This is a genomic window from Bradyrhizobium sp. (assembly GCF_035570375.1).
Taxonomy (GTDB): Bacteria; Pseudomonadota; Alphaproteobacteria; order Rhizobiales; family Xanthobacteraceae; genus Bradyrhizobium.
This window is the reverse complement of sequence record NZ_DATMLW010000008.1, coordinates 31,816-49,877: the sequence shown is the minus strand read 5'-3', so window position 1 is coordinate 49,877 and position 18,062 is coordinate 31,816. Positions and strand designations below refer to the sequence as shown.

The 18,062-nt window shown below is 62.7% G+C and carries 16 protein-coding genes; 6 read left to right on the top strand and 10 right to left on the bottom strand.

Features of this window, described 5'->3' with window-relative positions:
- Both VNX23_RS00850 and VNX23_RS00845 read right to left on the bottom strand, forming a co-directional pair.
- Positions 1–1,605, bottom strand: coding sequence for a metallophosphoesterase family protein (locus tag VNX23_RS00850; protein WP_325627011.1), 1,605 nt, complete (start codon positions 1,603–1,605; stop codon positions 1–3).
- 258 nt (positions 1,606–1,863) lie between these two features.
- On the bottom strand, positions 1,864–3,225 hold the full coding sequence (locus tag VNX23_RS00845; RefSeq protein WP_325627009.1) for a malonyl-CoA decarboxylase: 1,362 nt from the start codon (positions 3,223–3,225) through the stop codon (positions 1,864–1,866).
- Positions 3,226–3,554: 329 nt separating this feature from the next.
- Between VNX23_RS00845 and VNX23_RS00840 the strand changes: the two genes are divergently transcribed.
- The 4 genes from VNX23_RS00840 (at position 3,555) to VNX23_RS00825 (ending at position 8,404) form a co-directional block, all read left to right on the top strand.
- On the top strand, positions 3,555–4,733 hold the full coding sequence (locus VNX23_RS00840) for an MFS transporter (RefSeq protein WP_325627007.1): 1,179 nt from the start codon (positions 3,555–3,557) through the stop codon (positions 4,731–4,733).
- A 146-nt stretch (positions 4,734–4,879) separates the two neighbouring features.
- On the top strand, positions 4,880–6,325 hold the full coding sequence (locus tag VNX23_RS00835) for a caspase family protein (RefSeq protein ID WP_325627005.1): 1,446 nt from the start codon (positions 4,880–4,882) through the stop codon (positions 6,323–6,325).
- Between the two features lie 145 nt (positions 6,326–6,470).
- Positions 6,471–7,763: an MFS transporter gene (locus VNX23_RS00830; RefSeq protein WP_414642930.1), complete on the top strand. Its 1,293-nt coding sequence runs from the start codon at positions 6,471–6,473 to the stop codon at positions 7,761–7,763.
- A 5-nt stretch (positions 7,764–7,768) separates the two neighbouring features.
- Entirely contained in the window at positions 7,769–8,404 is a 636-nt protein-coding gene (locus tag VNX23_RS00825; RefSeq protein ID WP_325627002.1) for a DJ-1/PfpI family protein, read from the top strand.
- A gap of 302 nt (positions 8,405–8,706) precedes the next feature.
- On the opposite strand, the gene VNX23_RS00820 is transcribed toward VNX23_RS00825, so the two are convergent.
- Positions 8,707–10,314 carry an AMP-binding protein gene (locus VNX23_RS00820; RefSeq protein ID WP_325627000.1) on the bottom strand — a complete coding sequence of 536 codons (1,608 nt, stop codon included), beginning with the start codon at positions 10,312–10,314 and terminating at the stop codon, positions 8,707–8,709.
- 350 nt (positions 10,315–10,664) lie between these two features.
- Between VNX23_RS00820 and VNX23_RS00815 the strand changes: the two genes are divergently transcribed.
- On the top strand, positions 10,665–12,422 hold the full coding sequence (locus tag VNX23_RS00815; protein WP_325626998.1) for a caspase family protein: 1,758 nt from the start codon (positions 10,665–10,667) through the stop codon (positions 12,420–12,422).
- 251 nt (positions 12,423–12,673) lie between these two features.
- Positions 12,674–13,471, top strand: a complete 798-nt coding sequence (locus VNX23_RS00810; RefSeq protein WP_414642928.1) for a transporter substrate-binding domain-containing protein — start codon at positions 12,674–12,676, stop codon at positions 13,469–13,471.
- A gap of 68 nt (positions 13,472–13,539) precedes the next feature.
- On the opposite strand, the gene VNX23_RS00805 is transcribed toward VNX23_RS00810, so the two are convergent.
- From VNX23_RS00805 to VNX23_RS00775, 7 genes are read right to left on the bottom strand one after another with little or no spacing between them, the layout of a single operon-like run.
- On the bottom strand, positions 13,540–14,595 hold the full coding sequence (locus tag VNX23_RS00805) for a HupE/UreJ family protein (protein ID WP_325626996.1): 1,056 nt from the start codon (positions 14,593–14,595) through the stop codon (positions 13,540–13,542).
- A complete protein-coding gene (locus VNX23_RS00800) occupies positions 14,592–15,113 on the bottom strand; it encodes a hypothetical protein (RefSeq protein ID WP_325626994.1) in 522 nt (173 codons plus the stop codon). Before VNX23_RS00800 ends, VNX23_RS00805 begins: the two co-directional genes overlap by 4 nt.
- Complete coding sequence (locus tag VNX23_RS00795; RefSeq protein ID WP_325626992.1) at positions 15,110–16,603, bottom strand: GldG family protein; 1,494 nt, start codon at positions 16,601–16,603, stop codon at positions 15,110–15,112. Before VNX23_RS00795 ends, VNX23_RS00800 begins: the two co-directional genes overlap by 4 nt.
- A complete protein-coding gene (locus tag VNX23_RS00790; RefSeq protein WP_325626990.1) occupies positions 16,600–17,139 on the bottom strand; it encodes an ABC transporter permease in 540 nt (179 codons plus the stop codon). The genes VNX23_RS00795 and VNX23_RS00790 overlap by 4 nt, the downstream gene beginning before the upstream one ends.
- Entirely contained in the window at positions 17,103–17,300 is a 198-nt protein-coding gene (locus VNX23_RS00785; protein ID WP_325626988.1) for a hypothetical protein, read from the bottom strand. Before VNX23_RS00785 ends, VNX23_RS00790 begins: the two co-directional genes overlap by 37 nt.
- Positions 17,297–17,857 (bottom strand): ABC transporter ATP-binding protein, encoded by a 561-nt coding sequence (locus VNX23_RS00780; protein ID WP_325626987.1) that lies wholly within the window; start codon positions 17,855–17,857, stop codon positions 17,297–17,299. The genes VNX23_RS00785 and VNX23_RS00780 overlap by 4 nt, the downstream gene beginning before the upstream one ends.
- Positions 17,857–18,048 carry a hypothetical protein gene (locus VNX23_RS00775; protein WP_325626985.1) on the bottom strand — a complete coding sequence of 64 codons (192 nt, stop codon included), beginning with the start codon at positions 18,046–18,048 and terminating at the stop codon, positions 17,857–17,859. Before VNX23_RS00775 ends, VNX23_RS00780 begins: the two co-directional genes overlap by 1 nt.
- Positions 18,049–18,062 lie beyond the last annotated feature (14 nt).

The window sequence follows — 18,062 nt, the reverse complement described above, 5'->3', positions numbered from 1 at the left end:
TCAAATTGAGGGCGTCGATGACGGAGGGCTTATCTCGACGCGCTCGGGCGCCAGGAGACGGATCCCGTCGGTGGCGGCGACAAGCGTATGAATGTGAAAGTGCGTGGATGCATCGTCGGTCGAGCCCATTACGGGAGATGGTGCCGAGACGATTTTCAGCGCGCCGCAACTGCCGATCCAGTCGATGTGACGGTGGCCGTGCATCACAACCGTACGCGCCGCGAAGGGTTTTAGATTGCGGACGAACCAACTGCCATTGATGAGCGCGGTTCCGACTCGTTCCGAGAAACCGACAGGCATGGGATATTCCATCAGGTGGTGATGGAGCGCGATAATCCAGCTCGCCCTGGGAAATCTGGCGACGGACTTGAAAAGGCGACGGGCCTGTTCGACCGGTATGAATCCCAGCGCGTTGGTGAAGGAGAAATGACTTTCGGCGTTGGAGTTGAGAATCGCCACCCCGAGACCATCCGCTTCCTGGGGGGTGACGATCATCGGAAACTGGTCGTGAAAGACGCGTTCGAGATCGACCGACAGGCGCAGCCCTCCTTGCCTTGCGAACTCGGCGATCCGCTGGCAGTACGGTTTCACGGCTTCGTTGAGGGTCGGCCACGGTTTCCCCTGGCCTTGCGGCACGCGGACGCGGTCGCCCTGCACCGCAGCCATCGCGGATAGTGTCCTGATCTGCCGCAAGCGCTTGCCGGGGCTGAACGGCAGATCAAGCCGGGCCGGATTCTTCCGGTCTACGATGTTCAAATCGTGATTGCCAGGCAACACGATCATGCGCGCGACGAGCGCCGGATAATTGGCGATCGCATCAAAAAATTCGGCCCACTCGGTTGCAAGGCCGGCATCGGTCATGTCGCCGCTGACGAGCACGAGGTCCACCGGATCGGTCGCGTGGATGCTGGCAAGGCGCGCCAAAGCGCGAAACAGGCGATCGTTGCCGCGCGGCCCGCCGCGACCGCTTTCGATCCGAAAGCCGTATCGTTCGCCGACCACGTGAAGATCGGAAAGATGTGCAATCCGAAAGCTGCGGCGAGGGGAAGCCGCAACATCGAAGACCGCAAGGTCGAGCGGCTGGTCCATGGTGGCGTCCGCGAAGCCCCAGAGCAGTGCGGTGATTGCCAGATAGGCCGAGACCAGAACGGCGGCGTTGGCCAGCGTCGGCACGATGATGCGGTGCAGTATGGCTACGTCGCCCACCGCGCCTATCCATCGCGAGCTCGGCCAAACCAGAACAGCAATCGCTATGCCGCCTGCGCACATGATCATGCCAGCCGCGGCTGAGCTCGTCGCGCGCAGCCGTGCGCGTTGGATGTCCGTCCAACGCCTGGCGAATGTTTGCTCCGCAAGGTGCCGCAGCAGCTCGGAACCAAACACGTATCCAGGCTGAACGATCAGCGCGTTTAAGGACCAGAAATTGTCCTCCGCCATTCGCCACAATGGCCGCCAACCCAGCCATCCCAGTGCAACGATTGCAACAAGCACCAAGGCAGCGCCGAACTCGGTCAGCGCCAGAATGTGAGCCGACGCCTTGGCAAACCAGGCCGTTACTATCAGGGGTGCAAGGCCGAGCAGCATTGCAGGCAGCAGTAGGGACATGACCCACGAGAACAGCAGCTTGGGCAGGCTGATTTCTGCAAGCAGCCTCCCGGCGATTGCCAGAAGGGACTTCTGCTCAGGACTCGCGAAATCGTCTTCAATGTCACCGCGACGTGGATCTACAAGTGGAGGTCCGCCTTGGCCGGCGCCGTCAGTTGGACCAGGTTCCGCACTCATGGTCCATGCCCTCCACGCGCGCTTTGCGCAGGATTACACCGTCATCTCGCTGGAACCCAAAGCTGGGCGGATTTGCGTCTCTTAACCCAGCCGCATGTCGAGCAGCCGCCGGCTTTCGTTCTTGAGCAGTTTCCTCACCGCGCTCGAGGCCGCAACCGTACCCTGATTGGCGTAGGCCTCATGGTTTTTCTCGATGTCCTCGAGACGATAGAGATAGTTGACCATGATGCCGGCGGATTCGCGCAAGCCTTTCGGCGAGACGTCGCCGAGCCAGTTGATCCGCTCGAGCCGCGCGCCATTGCCGAGATGGAATCGGGCCACCGAATCGATCAGGCGGCCTTTGGGCGTGCGGGCCTTCAAAAAATAATAGGCTGCAAGGTGCTCGACGATGGGATGCAGTTCGTCCGCCAGTTCGGCGTTCTCAAGCCAATCGGGTTTATCGAGATGTTCGAGCAGCGTTCGCTCCTCTCCCGTGACAGGAAGATAGTGCGAGTGCTTCACCCAATGCATGAAGCCGGGCACCGGCGACAGCGTCACGAAATTTTCCAGCTTCGGCAGTTCGCGGCGCAATTCCTCTACCACCTGCTTGATCAGGAAATTGCCGAAGGAAATTCCGCCCAGGCCGCGCTGGGTGTTGGAGATCGAATAGAACACGGCGGTGCGGGCGTCCTCGATCGGTACCGGCTCGCGATCGGCGGCGAGCAGCGGCGCGATGGCGCCCGGAATGGACTCCGTCAGCGCCACCTCGACAAAGATCAGCGGCTCATCGACGAGCGCGGGGTGAAAGAAGGCGTAGCAGCGGCGGTCGACGGGATCGATGCGGCGGCGCAGGTCGTTCCAGTCGCGGATCTCATGCACGGCTTCATAGCGGATGATCTTCTCCAGAATGTTCGCCGGCGTCGACCAGTCTATCCTGCGCAGCACGAGAAACCCCCTGTTGAACCACGAGGCCAAAAGATGCACGACGTCACGGTCGAGCGCGGCAAGCTCCTTGTCGCCGTTCAAAAGATCGAGCAGATCGGCGCGCATCGCCACCAGATCGCTGGTGCCGCCGGGCGCGCGGTTGAGCCGGCGGATCAATTCCTGTCGTCGCGGCTCGGAGGCGAAATGCAGATCGCTGGCGTCGGTATCGTTCGGCTGCGCGCGCCAGCTCTCGATCGCCTTCGAAAGCCTCTCGCGGTCGGGACCGAAATTGCGGGCCAGACTTTCGAAGAATGAAATCTGACTGGCCTTGTCGAGGTCCTGGTAGCGATCGAGCACCTCGCGTGCAATCACCGTTCCGGAAGCCTCGCCACGGCCCGACAGCAATGCCTCGCACAACTCGATCAGGCCGGATGCATCCTGCCCGGCGTCCGAAGAGCCGGCGCGGCGGAGCAGGGTGCGCCCGCGCTCGGAAATCGAGGCGAGAAGATCGGAGAAAAACGCGTTGTTTCTGTTGGCCATGTCGGATCCGCAACCGTCGGGATTGTGACATGGATTTAAGGCAAAGCCGATCACAATCAAGCGCTCCAAAGGTAGCGCCAAAAAAAGCGGTACCCTTTTGGCGAGCTAAGCCGCGCGGAGTAACGTTAAAATCGACGCGCGATCGATCCGGGCTTGCGAAAGAACCTCCACCCCGACCCTGCCCGCAGGCGCGGGGAGAAAGAGGCGCTCGGCCGCGCAATGGCGCGCCAGAACGAGCCGGGCGGGGGGAGCGATGCAGGCCGGTGCATGGCTGGCGGGTTCAGGGCATCGTATAGTGCGCCGCAAGAGGATCAGGAGAGAATCGGCTCATGAACAGCCCGGCCAGGGTGATCGGCTTCGTCAACGCTGCCCATTTCATCGACCATTATTCGATGCTGATCTTCGCCGCCGCCGTCATCATCATGGGGCCGGCGCTCGGCATGGCCTATTCGGAGCTGCTGCCTTACGCCACGCCGGGCTTTGTCGCCTTCGGCGCCGGCTCGCTCCTGACCGGCTGGCTCGGCGACCGCTGGAGCCGCCGCCACATGTTGGTGATTTTCTTTGTCGGCATCGGCGCTTCGATGATCGCCGTCGGTCTGGCGGATACCCCGCTCGGGCTCGGCGGCGCGCTGTTGTCGATCGGCCTGTTTGCGTCGATCTACCATCCGGTCGGTACCGCGATGATCGTTTCCTATGCCGACAAGCTCGGCCGCGAAATGGGTCTCAACGGCGTCTGGGGCAATCTCGGGGTCGCATCCTCGGCGCTGGTCACCGGCGTCATCGGCCAGTATCTCGGCTGGCGTTGGGCGTTCATCCTCCCGGGCGTGGTCACGATCCTGATCGGCATCGCCTTCATGCGGACAGTGGTCCACGAGGATCGTTCCGGCGTCAGGCAGGCAGCGGCACAGGCGCGTGTCGCCAAGGCGGACATGTGGCGGGTGATTTTGGCGCTCCTGATCGTGGTGGTTGCCATCTCCACCACCTTCAACGCGGTGACGGTGGCGTTGCCCAAATTGTTTGCGGAGCGATTGGGCGGTCTAACGCGAAGTCCGGCGTTGCTGGGGTTGATTGCCGCCGGCGTCTATGTGTTCGGCGCGCTGACGCAATATACCATTGGCAAGCTGCTCGACCGCCATTCGCTGAAGGCGGTTTCGCTGCCCTTGTCCTTCGTGCTGGCGCCGTTCCTTTACATGGCGGCAGAGTTGTCAAACCTGCCCCTGATCGTCGCCGCGATCGGCATCGTCATGGGCGCCTTCGGCCAGGTTACGGTCAACGATGCCATGGTGGGCAAATACACCAGCGAGGAGTGGCGCTCACGTGCCTACGCCGTACGCTATTTCGTCGGCTTCACCGCCGCCGGCGCATCCGTTGGCCTCGTGGCCTGGCTCTACCAGCACGGCGGTTTCGTCACCATGCTGCATGCCTTTTCCGGCCTGTGTCTCCTGGTGATCGCGGCTGCACTCATCCTGCCGTCCGAAATCAAGGTCAAGGCCGCTCGCGTCGGTTGAGCATTGTCATGGATGCTACCGATGGACCTTGGTGTCATTTTTCCTTCAAGAATTCAAAAGCTCGCTGTGAGGTGGCTCACATACGACCTGATGGCACAGATTTAAGAAAGCTGGCATCATGAAACCGGTTCTAAGGGGGTGTCGTCATGCGCGGTGGGGCTTTTCGCGATCTGGTACTTGTCGTTGCGTTCCTCTTGTCATCCCAAATTTCACTGCCTCGCGCGGCCTTGGCGGAGAGCCGCGTGGCGCTGGTGATGGGTCAATCCGCCTATCGTGCGGTGCCGGCCTTGCCCAACGCCGCCAATGACGGCAGGCACATGGCCGAACTGCTCGGCAGCGCGGGTTTTGACGTCACCGCGGCGCCTGATCTGGCGCAGAACGAGATGCGTCAGGCGATCAGCGACTTCGCCGCCAAGGTGGCGGCAAAAGGACCGGACACGGTCGCGCTGGTGTTCTACGCCGGCCACGGGCTGCAGATCGACGGCGAGAACTATCTGGTGCCGGTCGACATCGATCCGAAGCGCGAGGCCGATATTCCGTTGCAGGCGGTGCGCCTCAACGATCTCATGAACACGCTGGGGGTGTTGCCGACGCGAATGCGCATCTTCATGCTCGATGCCTGCCGCAACAATCCTTTCCCCGCGCTCAGCCAGACCGCAGGCCGCGGGCTTGCGATTGTCAACACCAGGGCCGGCGCACCCGGCTCGTTCATTTCCTTCTCGACCTCGCCGGGCGCGGAGGCGGAGGACGGCAGCGGCGAGGACAGTCCCTACACGACCGCGGTGCTCACCGTTGCCAAAGAGCCGAATTTGTCGATCGAGGAAGCGTTCAAGCGGGTCCGTGTCGCCGTGAATGAGGCCACCGACGGGCGTCAGGTCCCCTGGGAAAGCTCTTCGCTGACGAGCGACTTCAGGTTCTTTGGCGATGCGGCTTCGGGGGCGACGCCTTCGGGTCAGGCCGCGGCGCCAAAGCCCGCCACGGTGACGCGCAGTGCCGATGATTGGCGCAGGGATCTTGGCGGCAAGGAGCCGAAGGCGGCCTATGAGCTCGTGATCGCCGATAATTCGGTGGCGGCTTTTGAGGCGTTCGGAGCGTTGTACGGACAGTCATCCTACGCCCCGCGCGTGCGCTCGCTGCTCGAACGCCGCAGGGAAATGCTGGCTTGGGAAATCGCGGTTGCAACCAACACGGCGGCGTCCTACGAGGCGTTCCTGGCGGCCTATGCCAGTAGCGATCTTGCGGCCACCGCGCGCAAGTTGCAGGTGCGCGTCATCAACCGCACGCTGCTGGTGCCGACCAACGTTGCGCTCGGGCCGACCTGTCCGTGCCCGACGACGCCGGTGCCGCCGCTGCTCAAGAAGGTGGAGCCGACGCCACAGCCGCCGACCAAGCGCGCCGACAAGCGCAAGAAGGGCGGCGACAACGAACCCGTCGTCGTTGATCGCGGCCCGCCGGGGCCGCCGCCTGGCGCTATCCTCGAAGGCATTGGCATCGGTGCGGCGATCGGCCTGGGACTGGGAGGCGGTATGCGCGGCGGCGGCATGAGAGGTGGCACGCCTGCCACCAATTCCCCCAGAATGTACGACCGATAGCCCGGTCTTTCGTTTCGCGACGGTATCAGGAAGCTGTAGAGCATGACCCCAAAGGCGCGTGCCGGCCCGGCACGCGCCTTGCATTCATCTGATAATATCGTCCCGCATTTCGGGATTCGCGCATCACCCGGAGGCCAAAATGACGATGACTGCCACGGCGCCGGTCGTCGAGCGCCCCAGGATGAATTCAATCGTCTTCGCGAGCTGCTTCGGGACGATCATCGAATGGTATGACTTCCTGATTTATGCCACGGCCGCCACGCTTGTCTTCAACAAGGCGTTTTTTCCAACCTTCGATCCGCTCGCCAGCACGCTGGCCGCACTCGGCACCTACGCGGTTGGCTTCCTGGCGCGTCCGCTCGGCGGGGCGCTGTTCGGCCATTTCGGCGATCGTCTCGGCCGCAAGTCGATGCTGGTGCTGACGCTGTTCATCATGGGCATAGGCACCTTCTGCATCGGCCTGCTGCCGACCTATGCCTCGATCGGCGCGCTCGCGCCGATTATCCTGGTCGTGCTGCGCCTCATCCAGGGCATCGGGCTTGGCGGCGAATGGGGCGGTGCCTCGCTGATGGTGCTCGAGCACGCGCCGGCCGACCGACGCGGCTTTTACGCAAGCTTCGTGCAGATCGGCTTTCCGATCGGCCTCGTGCTGGCCTCGCTCGCCTTCTCGCTCGTCACCAAATTGCCGGAGGCTGATTTCGCAAGTTACGGCTGGCGCATCCCGTTCCTTGTCAGCATCGTGCTGCTCGCCGTCGGCACCTTCGTTCGAGCGCGCGTGCCGGAGACGCCAGTCTTCGAAAGATTGAAGAAGCGCGACGGGCTTTCCGGAAATCCGGTTGTCGAAGCGGTCGGCAAGAACACCAGGACTTTTCTGATCGCCGTCGGCCTGAAACTTTCGGAAGTCTCCTGGGTCTACATGCTCACGGTGTTTGTCGTCGGTTACGCCACGACCCAGCTCGGTCTGCCCAAACGGATGATGCTGGATGCCGTGATCTATGCAGCGATTTGCGAACTTATCAGCCTGCCGTTGTTCGGCTGGCTCTCCGACAAGATCGGCCGGCGGCCGCTTTTCATTCTCGGCGCCCTGTTCACGATTGCCTTCGCCTTCCCGCTGTTCTGGATGCTCGAAAGCAGGAGCGTGGCGCTGATCTTTGCCGCCGTCATGATCGCGATGAATTTCGGCCACGGCATGATGTTCGGACCCGAATCGGCCTATTTTCCCGAACTGTTCGGCTCCCGCGTCCGTTACAGCGGCGCCTCGTTCGGCTTCCAGGTTTCCGCGGCGCTTGGCGGCGGTTTTTCGCCGCTCATTGCGACCGCAATGGTCGGATATTTCGGCGGTACCGCCGGCGTCTCGATCATGATGATCATTCTCGCGCTGATTACGCTTGCCGCGGCGCTCGCCGCGCGCGAAACCAGGGGTGACCCGCTGGACTAGAACAGGTGCGCGCATTGCAATTCGGCATCTTCATCTATGACGGCGTCGAGCCGATCGATCTTGCAACCTTCGGCGTGCTGTCGATGGCGCGTCGGATCGCGCCGGAGATCGCGATCTGCACCATTGCACCCCATCCGGGACTGGTCACGCTCGCCAACGGATTGAAGGTGACGGCCGATTTCGGCATTGATGACGCGCCCGTTTGCGATCTCGTGATCGTCACCGGCGGTCCCACCTGGACCGCGCAGGCCAACTCGCCCGCGACGGTCGACTATATCCGGCGCGTTCATGCCTCTCGCCGCATCGCCTCGGTCTGTACGGGTGGCATGATCCTCGCCGCCAGCGGCGTGCTCGATGGCGCTCCAGCTACGACCAAGCGCGAAGTGGTGCCGCCCGAAACCTCGCCGATCGAGGTGATGCGCGCGATCTATCCGCAGATCGACGTGCGCGAGGCGGTGCTGGTGGAGGGACCGGGCGGCGTGGTTACCGGTGGCGGCGTGACGCTCTGCATCGACACCACGCTTCATCTTATCGCCAGCATGCTTGGCGAACACGTGGCGCAGGAAACCGCGCGCATCATGGAATATCAGCGGGCGTGGCGTGCTAACCGCGAAGGCTTTGCGCCGGTGGCTGGAGCATGATCCGGACCCGGAGGGCCGCGTTAGCGCAAAGTGGAAACCGGTTTTCCGTCGCAACAAAGGCGGAACGCGTTTGCGCGGAGATCATGCTCAAACAAAGAACTGGATCATGATGCGATTCCTCTTAATCGCATCATGATCTAGTGTCCCGATTCCGAAGTTCGCATCATTTTACGGGCACCCTCGTTTGCGAACTTCGGAATCGAAAGGACACTAGTAAGTCATTGTTTCTAGTGTGGCTTTGGTTCAGAAGTCCGCGTGACCGAACTTGCGGCAATAATGATGCGGACTTCTGAACCGCCACACTAGAGCCCCTTCACCTCGCCCTTTGTCCAGGCTTCGCGCAGCTTGTATTTCTGAATCTTGCCTGATCCGGTGAGCGGGAATGCATCGACCGCGATCCAGTATTTCGGCGTCTTGTGCGGAGCGAGGTAGCTGCGCATGTAAGCGGTCAGTTCATCCTTGTCGACGACGGCTCCGGAAACCGGGCGGATGAAGGCCGCAACCTCTTCACCCCATTTCTCGTGGGGAACGCCGATCACGGCGACCTCGCCGACCTTGGGATGCTGAAACAACAATTCTTCCACTTCGCGCGGATAAATATTTTCGCCGCCGCGGATGATCATGTCCTTCAGGCGACCCTCGATGGTGCAGTATCCGCGCGCATCCATGGCACAGAGATCGCCGGTATGCAGCCAGCCATCGCCGTCGATGGCGGCTCTGGTTGCGTCCGGCATTTCGAAATAGCCGAGCATGACATGATAGCCGCGGGTACAGAATTCGCCGATCGTGCCGATCGGCACCGTCTCGCCGGTATTCGGGTCGACGATCTTTGTTTCCATGTTGGGAAGTGGCAGGCCGATCGTGCCGGCCTTGTCCGGGATGCTGTCATCGGTGCGGGTTTGCGCCGCGACCGGGGAGCATTCGGTCTGGCCGAACACGATGGTAAAGGGGGCGCCGAGTTTCTCCTCCAGCCGCTTCACCAGGGGCGCCGGCACGGTCGAGCCGCCAGAGCAGATCGCCTTGACCGACGAGAGGTCGGTGGTCGGGAATGCCGGGTGTTCCAGCATGGCGATCAGCATGGTGGGCACGCCAACCATTGCATTGCCGCGATAGGTGGCAAACATCTCGAGCACGATTGCCGGGTCGAACGCCTCGATCAGGACTTGCGTCGCCGCTTTGGAGACTGCTCCAAGGACGCAACAGACGCAGCCGCCGGTGTGAAACAGCGGCATCGTCGTGACGAAAACGTCTCCGGGATCGAGCCCCATCCGCTCGGCCGTGTCGGCACCATTGTTCAGAAGCCCGCGATGACAAAGCAGGGCGCCCTTCGGAAAGCCCGTCGTACCCGAAGTGTACTGGATCATGACGGGATCGCCGGGGCGAACGAGCGGAAGCTCAATCGTTTCGTCGTCGCCTGCGGCGACGAAGTCGTTCCAGTCGTCGAAGCAAACGATCTGGCGAAGCTCGGGGCAGTTTGGCGCGACGGTGCGCACAGTCTCCAGCATCGGATTGCCGCGGAAGCCGCTGACCACGAAGACGCCGACCGAGCGCGACTGTTTCAGCACATACTCCACTTCCCTGACGCGGAAACCAGGGTTCACGGTGACGAGCACCATGCCCGCCATTGCGGCGCCGAACTCGAGCATCACCCATTCCGGAATGTTCTGGGCCCAGACCGCGATGCGCTCTCCAGGACTGAAGCGGGTGAGCAGGGCACGGGCGGTGCGCCGGGCTTGGCGGTAGAATTCCGCGTAGGTCCATTGACGCCGCAGGGCCGGGTCGGCAACGCCCGCGATCAGGGCAAGGCGATCGGGCGCGGATTCGGCCGCCATGCGCAAGAGGTCGCCGAGCGTCATCTCGCGAACCGCAGGCGTGGCCGGTCCGGCGACGTAGGATTGCGTCAAAGCCAAGGTCCCCTCCCAAGTATGGGCCAAGCCGTGCGGCGCGCTCTTGCTGGCGTTTCACCGATGGTCAAGCCGGGTCGCAGACTAGTGTCCCGGTTCTGACATTCGTATCATATCACTGCGGGCCCTTTATGTCAGAACCAACGGGTTGACTCTGACGTGCCTTTGACGAGGTCGCAGCAAAACTGAAAGGAACGTCAGTGTGGCCACACTAGCACATCGCTGAGATTTCGAGTGAGTCCCGCCATTGCCTGCCGAGAACACCGGACCTGGTGCCGAACGTTCCGATGAGACGGCCTGTCGCGTTGCTCGCCGAAAGTCTCCCTGTTATCAATGACGCTTATTGGGAGGGGCCGATGCCGCACTCCGCAATCCGGTTTTTTCTCGGATTTTCCCTTCTTGTTTTTGCCGGTCCGGCGCAGGCCGACAAGCGCGTCGCGCTTGTCGTCGGCATCTCCAGCTATCGAGAGGCTCCGCGGCTCGCCAATCCGGTGCGCGACGCCGACGCCGTCACGGCGCTGTTCAGGAAAGCTGGCTTCGATATCGTCGACAGTGAACGCGACCTTGGCATCGCCGATCTGCGCCGCGCGGTCCGCGAATTCTCAGGCAGGTCACGCGATGCTGACATCGCGGTGATCTATTACGCCGGCCACGGCATGGAGGTCGACGGCACCAATTATCTCGTGCCGGCCGATGCAAAACTGTCGAACGATTTCGACGTCGAGGACGAAGCCATGTCGCTCGACCGCGTGCTGCGGGCGCTCGATCCCGTCAAACGCCTCAGGCTCGTGATCCTTGATGCCTGCCGCGACAATCCGTTTTCCAGGACCATGAAGCGAACGGTCGCCAGCCGCTCGATCGGCCGCGGTCTTGCAAAGATCGAGCCAACGATGTCGAACACGCTGGTCGCTTTCGCCGCGAAGGCCGGCGCTGTGGCGCAGGACGGCGGCGGCGACAACAGTCCGTTCGCCTCCGCACTCGTCAAATACATTGCCGAGCCCGGGGTTGACTTGCGAATTGCGTTCGGCCGCGTCCGCGACGAGGTATTGAGAGTCACGGACAATCGCCAGGAGCCGTTCGTCTACGGCTCGCTTGGCGGCGAAACGGTGGCGCTGGTACCGCAAGCCGCAAAGTCTGCCGACGCGGAGGTCCAGCCGCGCATCGATTACGAACTGGCCGCGCAAATCGGAACCAGGGAGGCGTGGGATTCATTCCTGGCAAGATATCCGACCGGCCTCTATGCGGATCTGGCTCGCGCCCAGAACAACAAATTGCTGGCCGCACAGCAAACCCACACCAGCGCCGATAACGCGCGCCGCGACGCCGAAGAAAAGGCGGCCCAGAAGGCCGAGGAGCTGCGCAAGCTCGATGAACCGAATACGCGCCAGACCGCCGCGGCAAAGCAGAAGCTCCTCGAACAGACCAGGAAGGAACTCGAGGAGGCCAGGAGGCGGGCGGAGCTTGCGCAGCAACAGGCCGAGGCTGCGCGGCAGGAAGTCGCACAAGCCAAGCGGCAGGCGATCGCGGACGCGCAGCGCCAGGTCGAGCAAGCGAGAGTCGCTGCCAACGAAGCCGCCAAGCAGGATGCCGGGAAGGTCGCCGCCTTGGTGCCGGGGACGACCGGTCCGCAAGTGCCGTTGCCTTCTCCGCCGATCGATCAGGCGGACATTGCGCGACTGCTTCAGGCTCATTTGAAACGCGTCGGCTGCAATTTTGGCAATGTCGACGGCAAATGGGACGACAGTTCCAGAAAGGCGCTCGAACTGTTCAACAGGAATGCCCACACCGAATTCGACGTCAAGCTCGCCAGCCTCGATGCGCTCGATGCGGTCCGGGGCAAGCAGGATCGGGTATGTCCGCTGGTTTGCGCAAAAGGGGAGCGCGCCGAGGGCGATCGCTGCGTCGAGATCGGCTGCGCGAATGGCTACTTCCTGAATTCGAGCGGTTCATGCGAAAAGCGCCCCGAGCCGGCGCCAAGAGCAAGGACGGCCCGAAGAGGGCCTGGGCTTCAGCTCCGGCCCGGTTCGACCGGTTCATCGGGTTCGTCAGGTGGGGGTTGCGGGCTCGATGCTTCCGGCCATCGTGAGGGTGGCGGATTTCTTTGCAGAAACTAGGCATATCTGCCAACGATTGATGCCCGCGAAAGACCGACCCTTGGCCACCACCATTTCGGACCAGCTGACGCGCAAGTTCAACTTCGACCACCCTGACGGCAAACGCGGCATGGCTTCTTGACGGCAGGGCGAACGTGACACTGAGCTAGCCGCCGATCTGCATGGTTTTTCGATCGGATCCCCGTTGTTCCGGCTTGTGTCAATCGACCATAATGGGCGGCAAGGCCCGGGGAAGGATTCGGGAGGAATTGATGCGTGATCTGTCTTGGCGGCGAATTGCCGGCCTCTTTCTTTGTGTTTCAATGATGACAGCCGGTTCTGCGTGCGCCGATGCCTTGAAGGATGAAATCGCGCCGACTGGCAAGCTGCGGGTGGCGATCGGCATCAGCCCGGCGGGCGGGGCGTACTGGTCCACCAGGACGGAAAATGGTTACGCCGGGGTCCCGGTCGATCTCGGCAAGGCGCTGGCCGAACAGCTCGGCGTGCCCGTCGAATATGTCGCCTATCCTAATTCCGGACAGATCACCGACGCCGCGTCTAAAGGAGCCTGGGACGTCAGCTTTTTGCCGAAAGATCCGGAGCGGGAAACCAAGATGCTGTTCGGTCCGATTTATGAGATCGCGGATGCGACCTACATCGTCAAGCCGGGCTCGGCGATCAAGGATTTCGCCAGCCTCGACCAGCCCGGCGTCAAGGTCGCGGCCGTCAACGACACCACGACCATGCGAGGTGCCGTGGCGCATCTGAAGAACGCCAGGGTGACCGGCTATCAGACCTATGACGAAATCTTCAATCTGCTTAAGGGCGGCGAAGTCGACGCCTTCGCGCTCTCGCGCGACCAGCTCAATGCGCTGGCGAAGAAAATTGCTGGCACGCGCGTGCTCGACGAAACCTTCAAGCAGACCGTAACCGCGATAGCGGTGCCGCTCGGTCACAATCTGTCGCTTGAGTACGCGACCAAATTCATGACGGACGCCAAGTCCAACGGTCTCTTGCGCAACGCCTTCGACAATAACGGGCTGAAGGACACGCCATTGCGGGCGAAGTAGGCCAGCTCTCCGCCTGTGCTGAACAAGAGCGCCGCTCTCTTGCGAGGGGTACCCTTGCGTCGCCAGCTTCAGCCGACAAGGACTCGCTCGAAGAACCAGTACGTTCCGATCGCGGCGGCGGCGAGCGAAGCAAGGCGCGGGGTCAGCTGCGCGCCCCGCCCTTGCGACATCAGCGTCAACAGGGGAAGCGCAATCGCCACGAAGATCAGCTGCCCGATCTCGACGCCCAGGTTGAAGCCGACGAGGCCGCGGAGCAGGGCAGAGCCTTTCAAATCGAGTTCGCCGAGCGTGGAGGCGAATGCCAACCCGTGCACGAGGCCGAAGCCAAAGCTCCACATCCACCGCCTGCGGTCAGGTGTGGCGGCGAACAGGTTTTCCAGCGCCACCCAGACGATGGTTGCGGCGATCAACGGCTCCACGATCCGGTCGGGGATCTTGACCAGGCCGAGCGCAGCGAGCGTGAGCGTCACGCTGTGGGCGATCGTAAAGGCGGTCACGATCTTGACCACGGACCAGAAGCCGCGCGCAATCGCGAGGAGCGCGAGAAGAAACAGGAGATGGTCGTAGCCGGTGAGGATGTGCTCGACGCCGAGCTTCACAAAATCCAGCCATCCGGTGGCGACAGGGCGATCAATGTCCACCGTCGCCGTTCGCGATGATTCGTCAAACACAACCTGCCGCTCGCCGCTCGAACCGCGGATGTTGCCGAGGTTCTGATAGTGTTCGCCGAGAAGACCGCTCCAGTCTTCGCTGACCGTGAGCCGGCCGTGCTCGGCGCCGCAGCTGAAGTCGATCTCGATCGTCGCCCGGGCCTCGTTGGCGCCCCCACCACCGATGCGTACGCGTCCGGCCCGGCACGGTATTCCGCCAAGCTCGACAACGACGCTCCTCCGGGCGGCTTGCGCAACCGTTTCGGCTGCCGAGCGATCGCGGTTCGCAGCGGCATTCAATAGCGAAACCGAGGAAGCCGGTATTTCGGGCAGCGCCACCGAAAGCGCATAGGTCAGGCGGTCGCCGGTCAATTCGATTCGTACCAGGCCGGTAGTGGTCACATGCGCCGAGGCGGCGTTGCCGAACGCCAGCACGAGCCAGACCGCCATCACATGTGCCATGCGCGCCTTCACGGTACTTTCCCCACCCGCTGCCACTCGTCGGCGACGAAGCCGGGCAGCAGTACTATCTCGCGGCTTCCCTCGCGCCTCGCATAATGTGAAAGCCCCAGCACGTTGGTCGCACCGAATCCGATAGCGAAGTTCGAGCCGCTGCTGCCGTTGACGACGACGCGCAGCCGCGGAGGATCCAGTCCGAATTGCGCGGGCTCGACGGCTGCAACTTCAGCTGCGTCCAGCACCCGCTCCGGCCCCGAATTGCGCAGCAATGTGAGCGCGCCATCGAGCCGCGCCGCAAATCCTGGCGGCGACGTGCCGACGGTGGTGCGCCAGCCGTCCCCGGCGCGGACAAAATGCCAGCGATCCTCGCCTGTTTGCACGTCGACCTCGCGGATGTCCTGCAGCGGGATCGTCATCAGTCCGGCCGGAGTGAACGCTCCCAGGCCCGGACCGCCGCGACCGCCGGTCAACGCGAGCGCAACCAGAAAGCCGGCGGCTCCCAGCGCGGCGGCGCTCCAGATCAAGTGCTTCATCGTCGCAGCCACCACATCGTGCCGCCGGCAAACGCGATAAGCCCCGGGATCAACAGAACCGTGACGATGAAGATGCCGCGCATTTGCTCGCCGGTCAGCGTGACCGTCGGCAGCACCTCGATCGGCGGCTTCACGGCCGGCGCTCGCTCCTCATGCGTGAGCCAGGCGAGAGCCGAGAGCACGACGTCCGAGTTGGCTAGATACGGGAAGAACGAGTTGGAGACAAAATCCGCATCGCCCGCCACCACTAGGCGGAACGGCGCGGTCGCCGCTTCATTCAGGGCACCTTCTGCGGCGATGACCATAATCCTCGATGCGCGTGGTCCCGAAGCCGCGGTCGAATTGTTTCCCAGGCGATCGGCGATGACGTAGGTCTCCGGGCTACTCAAGGCCAGCGGCGTCAGCTTGATCCCGGCAGTCGGTATCATTTCCAGCGGTCGCGCTCCCGGAAAGAACGACAGCGCTAGTCCGCGCGTGATCGGATGGACGCCATAGTTTGACACCGCGATCATTTGTTCGTCGGTGAAATAGTGCTCCCTGGGATCGACGATGACGCCGTTTGCGACCTTGATGCCGGCACTTGCGAGCAGGGCCGCGAGGCTTTCATCGAGTTCGTAGTCGGGCTCGATCAGCAACATCGCCGAGCCGCCCCGCTGCAGATAGCGTCGCATCAATTCGCTCTCTCCGGGAGAATAGGCGGTGCGCGGATTGGCCTCCACGACAGCGCCGCAATCCTCCGGAATCGGCTGGCCGGTCGCAAACGAAATCTTGCGCGCGGCAAGGCCGAGCTTCTCGATCGCGCGCCTCAGCCGGCCCAGCCCGTGCTGCTCCATCTGCACGACCGCAAGTCCCGAGGCGTCATGGCTGTGGCTGTGGGCGCCCTCGAAATGCGTGTGGAATTCGAAATTGTCGATGTCGTACTCACCGTTGCCGGAAGCAAAGCAGATCACGACCTCGCGCTTGCGCAGCAGGCGCAGCACACCGAGCGCAATCTCGCGATCGTCCGTCGTCACGACTTCGATGCGGTGATCGCCCGAGCGCAGCACGGCCGAATTGTAGGTGCGCACGCCCAGGCTGCTGGCAAGTCCCGGATTCTGGTCGGCATCGATCAGGCGAACGCGGAAATTCGCATTCTCCCGTTCGAGCTGTCGCAGCATGGTCCCGAGGGCGACCGCACCCGGATTCTGCTTCTGGAAAAAATAGGCGACCTCGACCGGCTCGCTCAGGCCGCGAATGACGTTGCCGGCGTCGACTGAAGGCGTAAAGGCCTTTTCGCGGGTGAGGTCGAGGTGGGCGTCGTGGCGGAAAAGTGCGACGTTGGCAAGAATGACGATACCGACGGCCGACCCGATCACCAGCGTCGCCGCGATGGCGCGGCGGGCGAAGCCGAGCCGAACCGGAAGCCTCAAGCCCGCGGCAAACAGCAGCGAAAGCGCGGCAATCACGCCGAAAAACCAGCCGATATTGATCGCTTCGGATGACTCCATCATCGCTGCTCCAGGCCCCAGGTGGTCAGGAACAGCGCGAGCATGCTCGCGGTGACGAAATAGCCGATATCGGAGACGAACACCGATCCCGAGACCATCGGCTTGAAATGTCCGATCAGGGAAAGGTTGAGGGCGAGGCTGTCGAACGGCGGCGAGAGCAGGTAGGAGACGGAATCGGCAAACCAGAGCATCAGGAAGGTACCGATCGAAAGCGCGGCGGCGACGACCTGGTTTTCGGTGATGCTCGACATCAACAGACCGACCGCCACCAGGAGCGAAGCATGCAGCGCAAGCGCGAGATATCCGGCGTAGATCTGTCCCCAGTCCGGATCGCCGTAGCGGTCGAGGATCACGGCATACACCAGCGAGAGCGCAAAGATCCCGAGCACGAGTGTCAGCGTGGCGGCGTATTTGGCGAGCACGATCGACAGTTCCTGCACCGGGGCCGTCAGGAGCAGCTCGAGCGTTTCCGATCTGCGCTCCTCGGCAAAACTGCGCATCGTCAGGATCGGCACCAGCAGGATCGACAGCACATACATCTGGTGAAAGATGTAGGCAGGTTGGCAACCTTGGTCGCAAACAGGGTCAGGCTGAAGGTATAGCCGAGCACGAGCAGAAAGACCGCGGCCACCGTGTAGCCGATCGGTGACGTCAGCGTCGCGCTGAGCTCTTTGGCGAAGAGAATGCGCAGCGTTCTCATGTGAGCGACAGGAACCAGTCTTCGAGATCGGGCGTATCGGCGATCCGGCGGACACCCAGGAGGCGTCCGTCGAGCAGCACCGCTACGCGGTCGCAGGTCTTCTCGACCTCTCCAAGAATGTGCGAACTCATCAGCACGGTGTGGCGTCCCGCCAACGAGCGGATCAGCTGCCGCATTTCGATGATCTGGCGCGGATCGAGGCCGTTGCTCGGTTCGTCGAGAATGAGGATGTCCGGATCGTGGATCAGCGCTTGCGCGAGCGCGACCCGCTGCCGATAGCCGCGCGACAAAGCCCTCGTCGGCTTGTCGACAACGGCGGAAAGCGCGAGCCGTTCAACGACGTGCTCGACAACGCCCTTGACGTTGCGCTCACGCACGCCGCGTAGCCGCGCCATGAAAGCAAGGAATTCGCCAACGCGCATCTGCCGGTAAAGCGGAGCCGATTCCGGCACATAGCCGATGCATCGCCTCACAGCGAGCGAATCCGTGGTGGTGTCGTGGCCCATCACCACGAGGCGACCGGCGGAAGGCAGCAGATAGCCTGCGAGCAGCCGCATCAGGGCGGTTTTGCCGGAACCGTTGGGGCCGAGCAGGCCGAAGACCTCGCCGCGGCGGACCCCTCGAGCGTCAACCCTTCGAGAGCCGATACAGCGCCGTAGCGCTTGGTCACATCGATTGCGGAGATTGCCGGGGTGCCGGTTCCACTCGGAGTTTCAACAGGCGGCGCGTCGATCGACAGAATGGCCATGCAGCATCTCAACG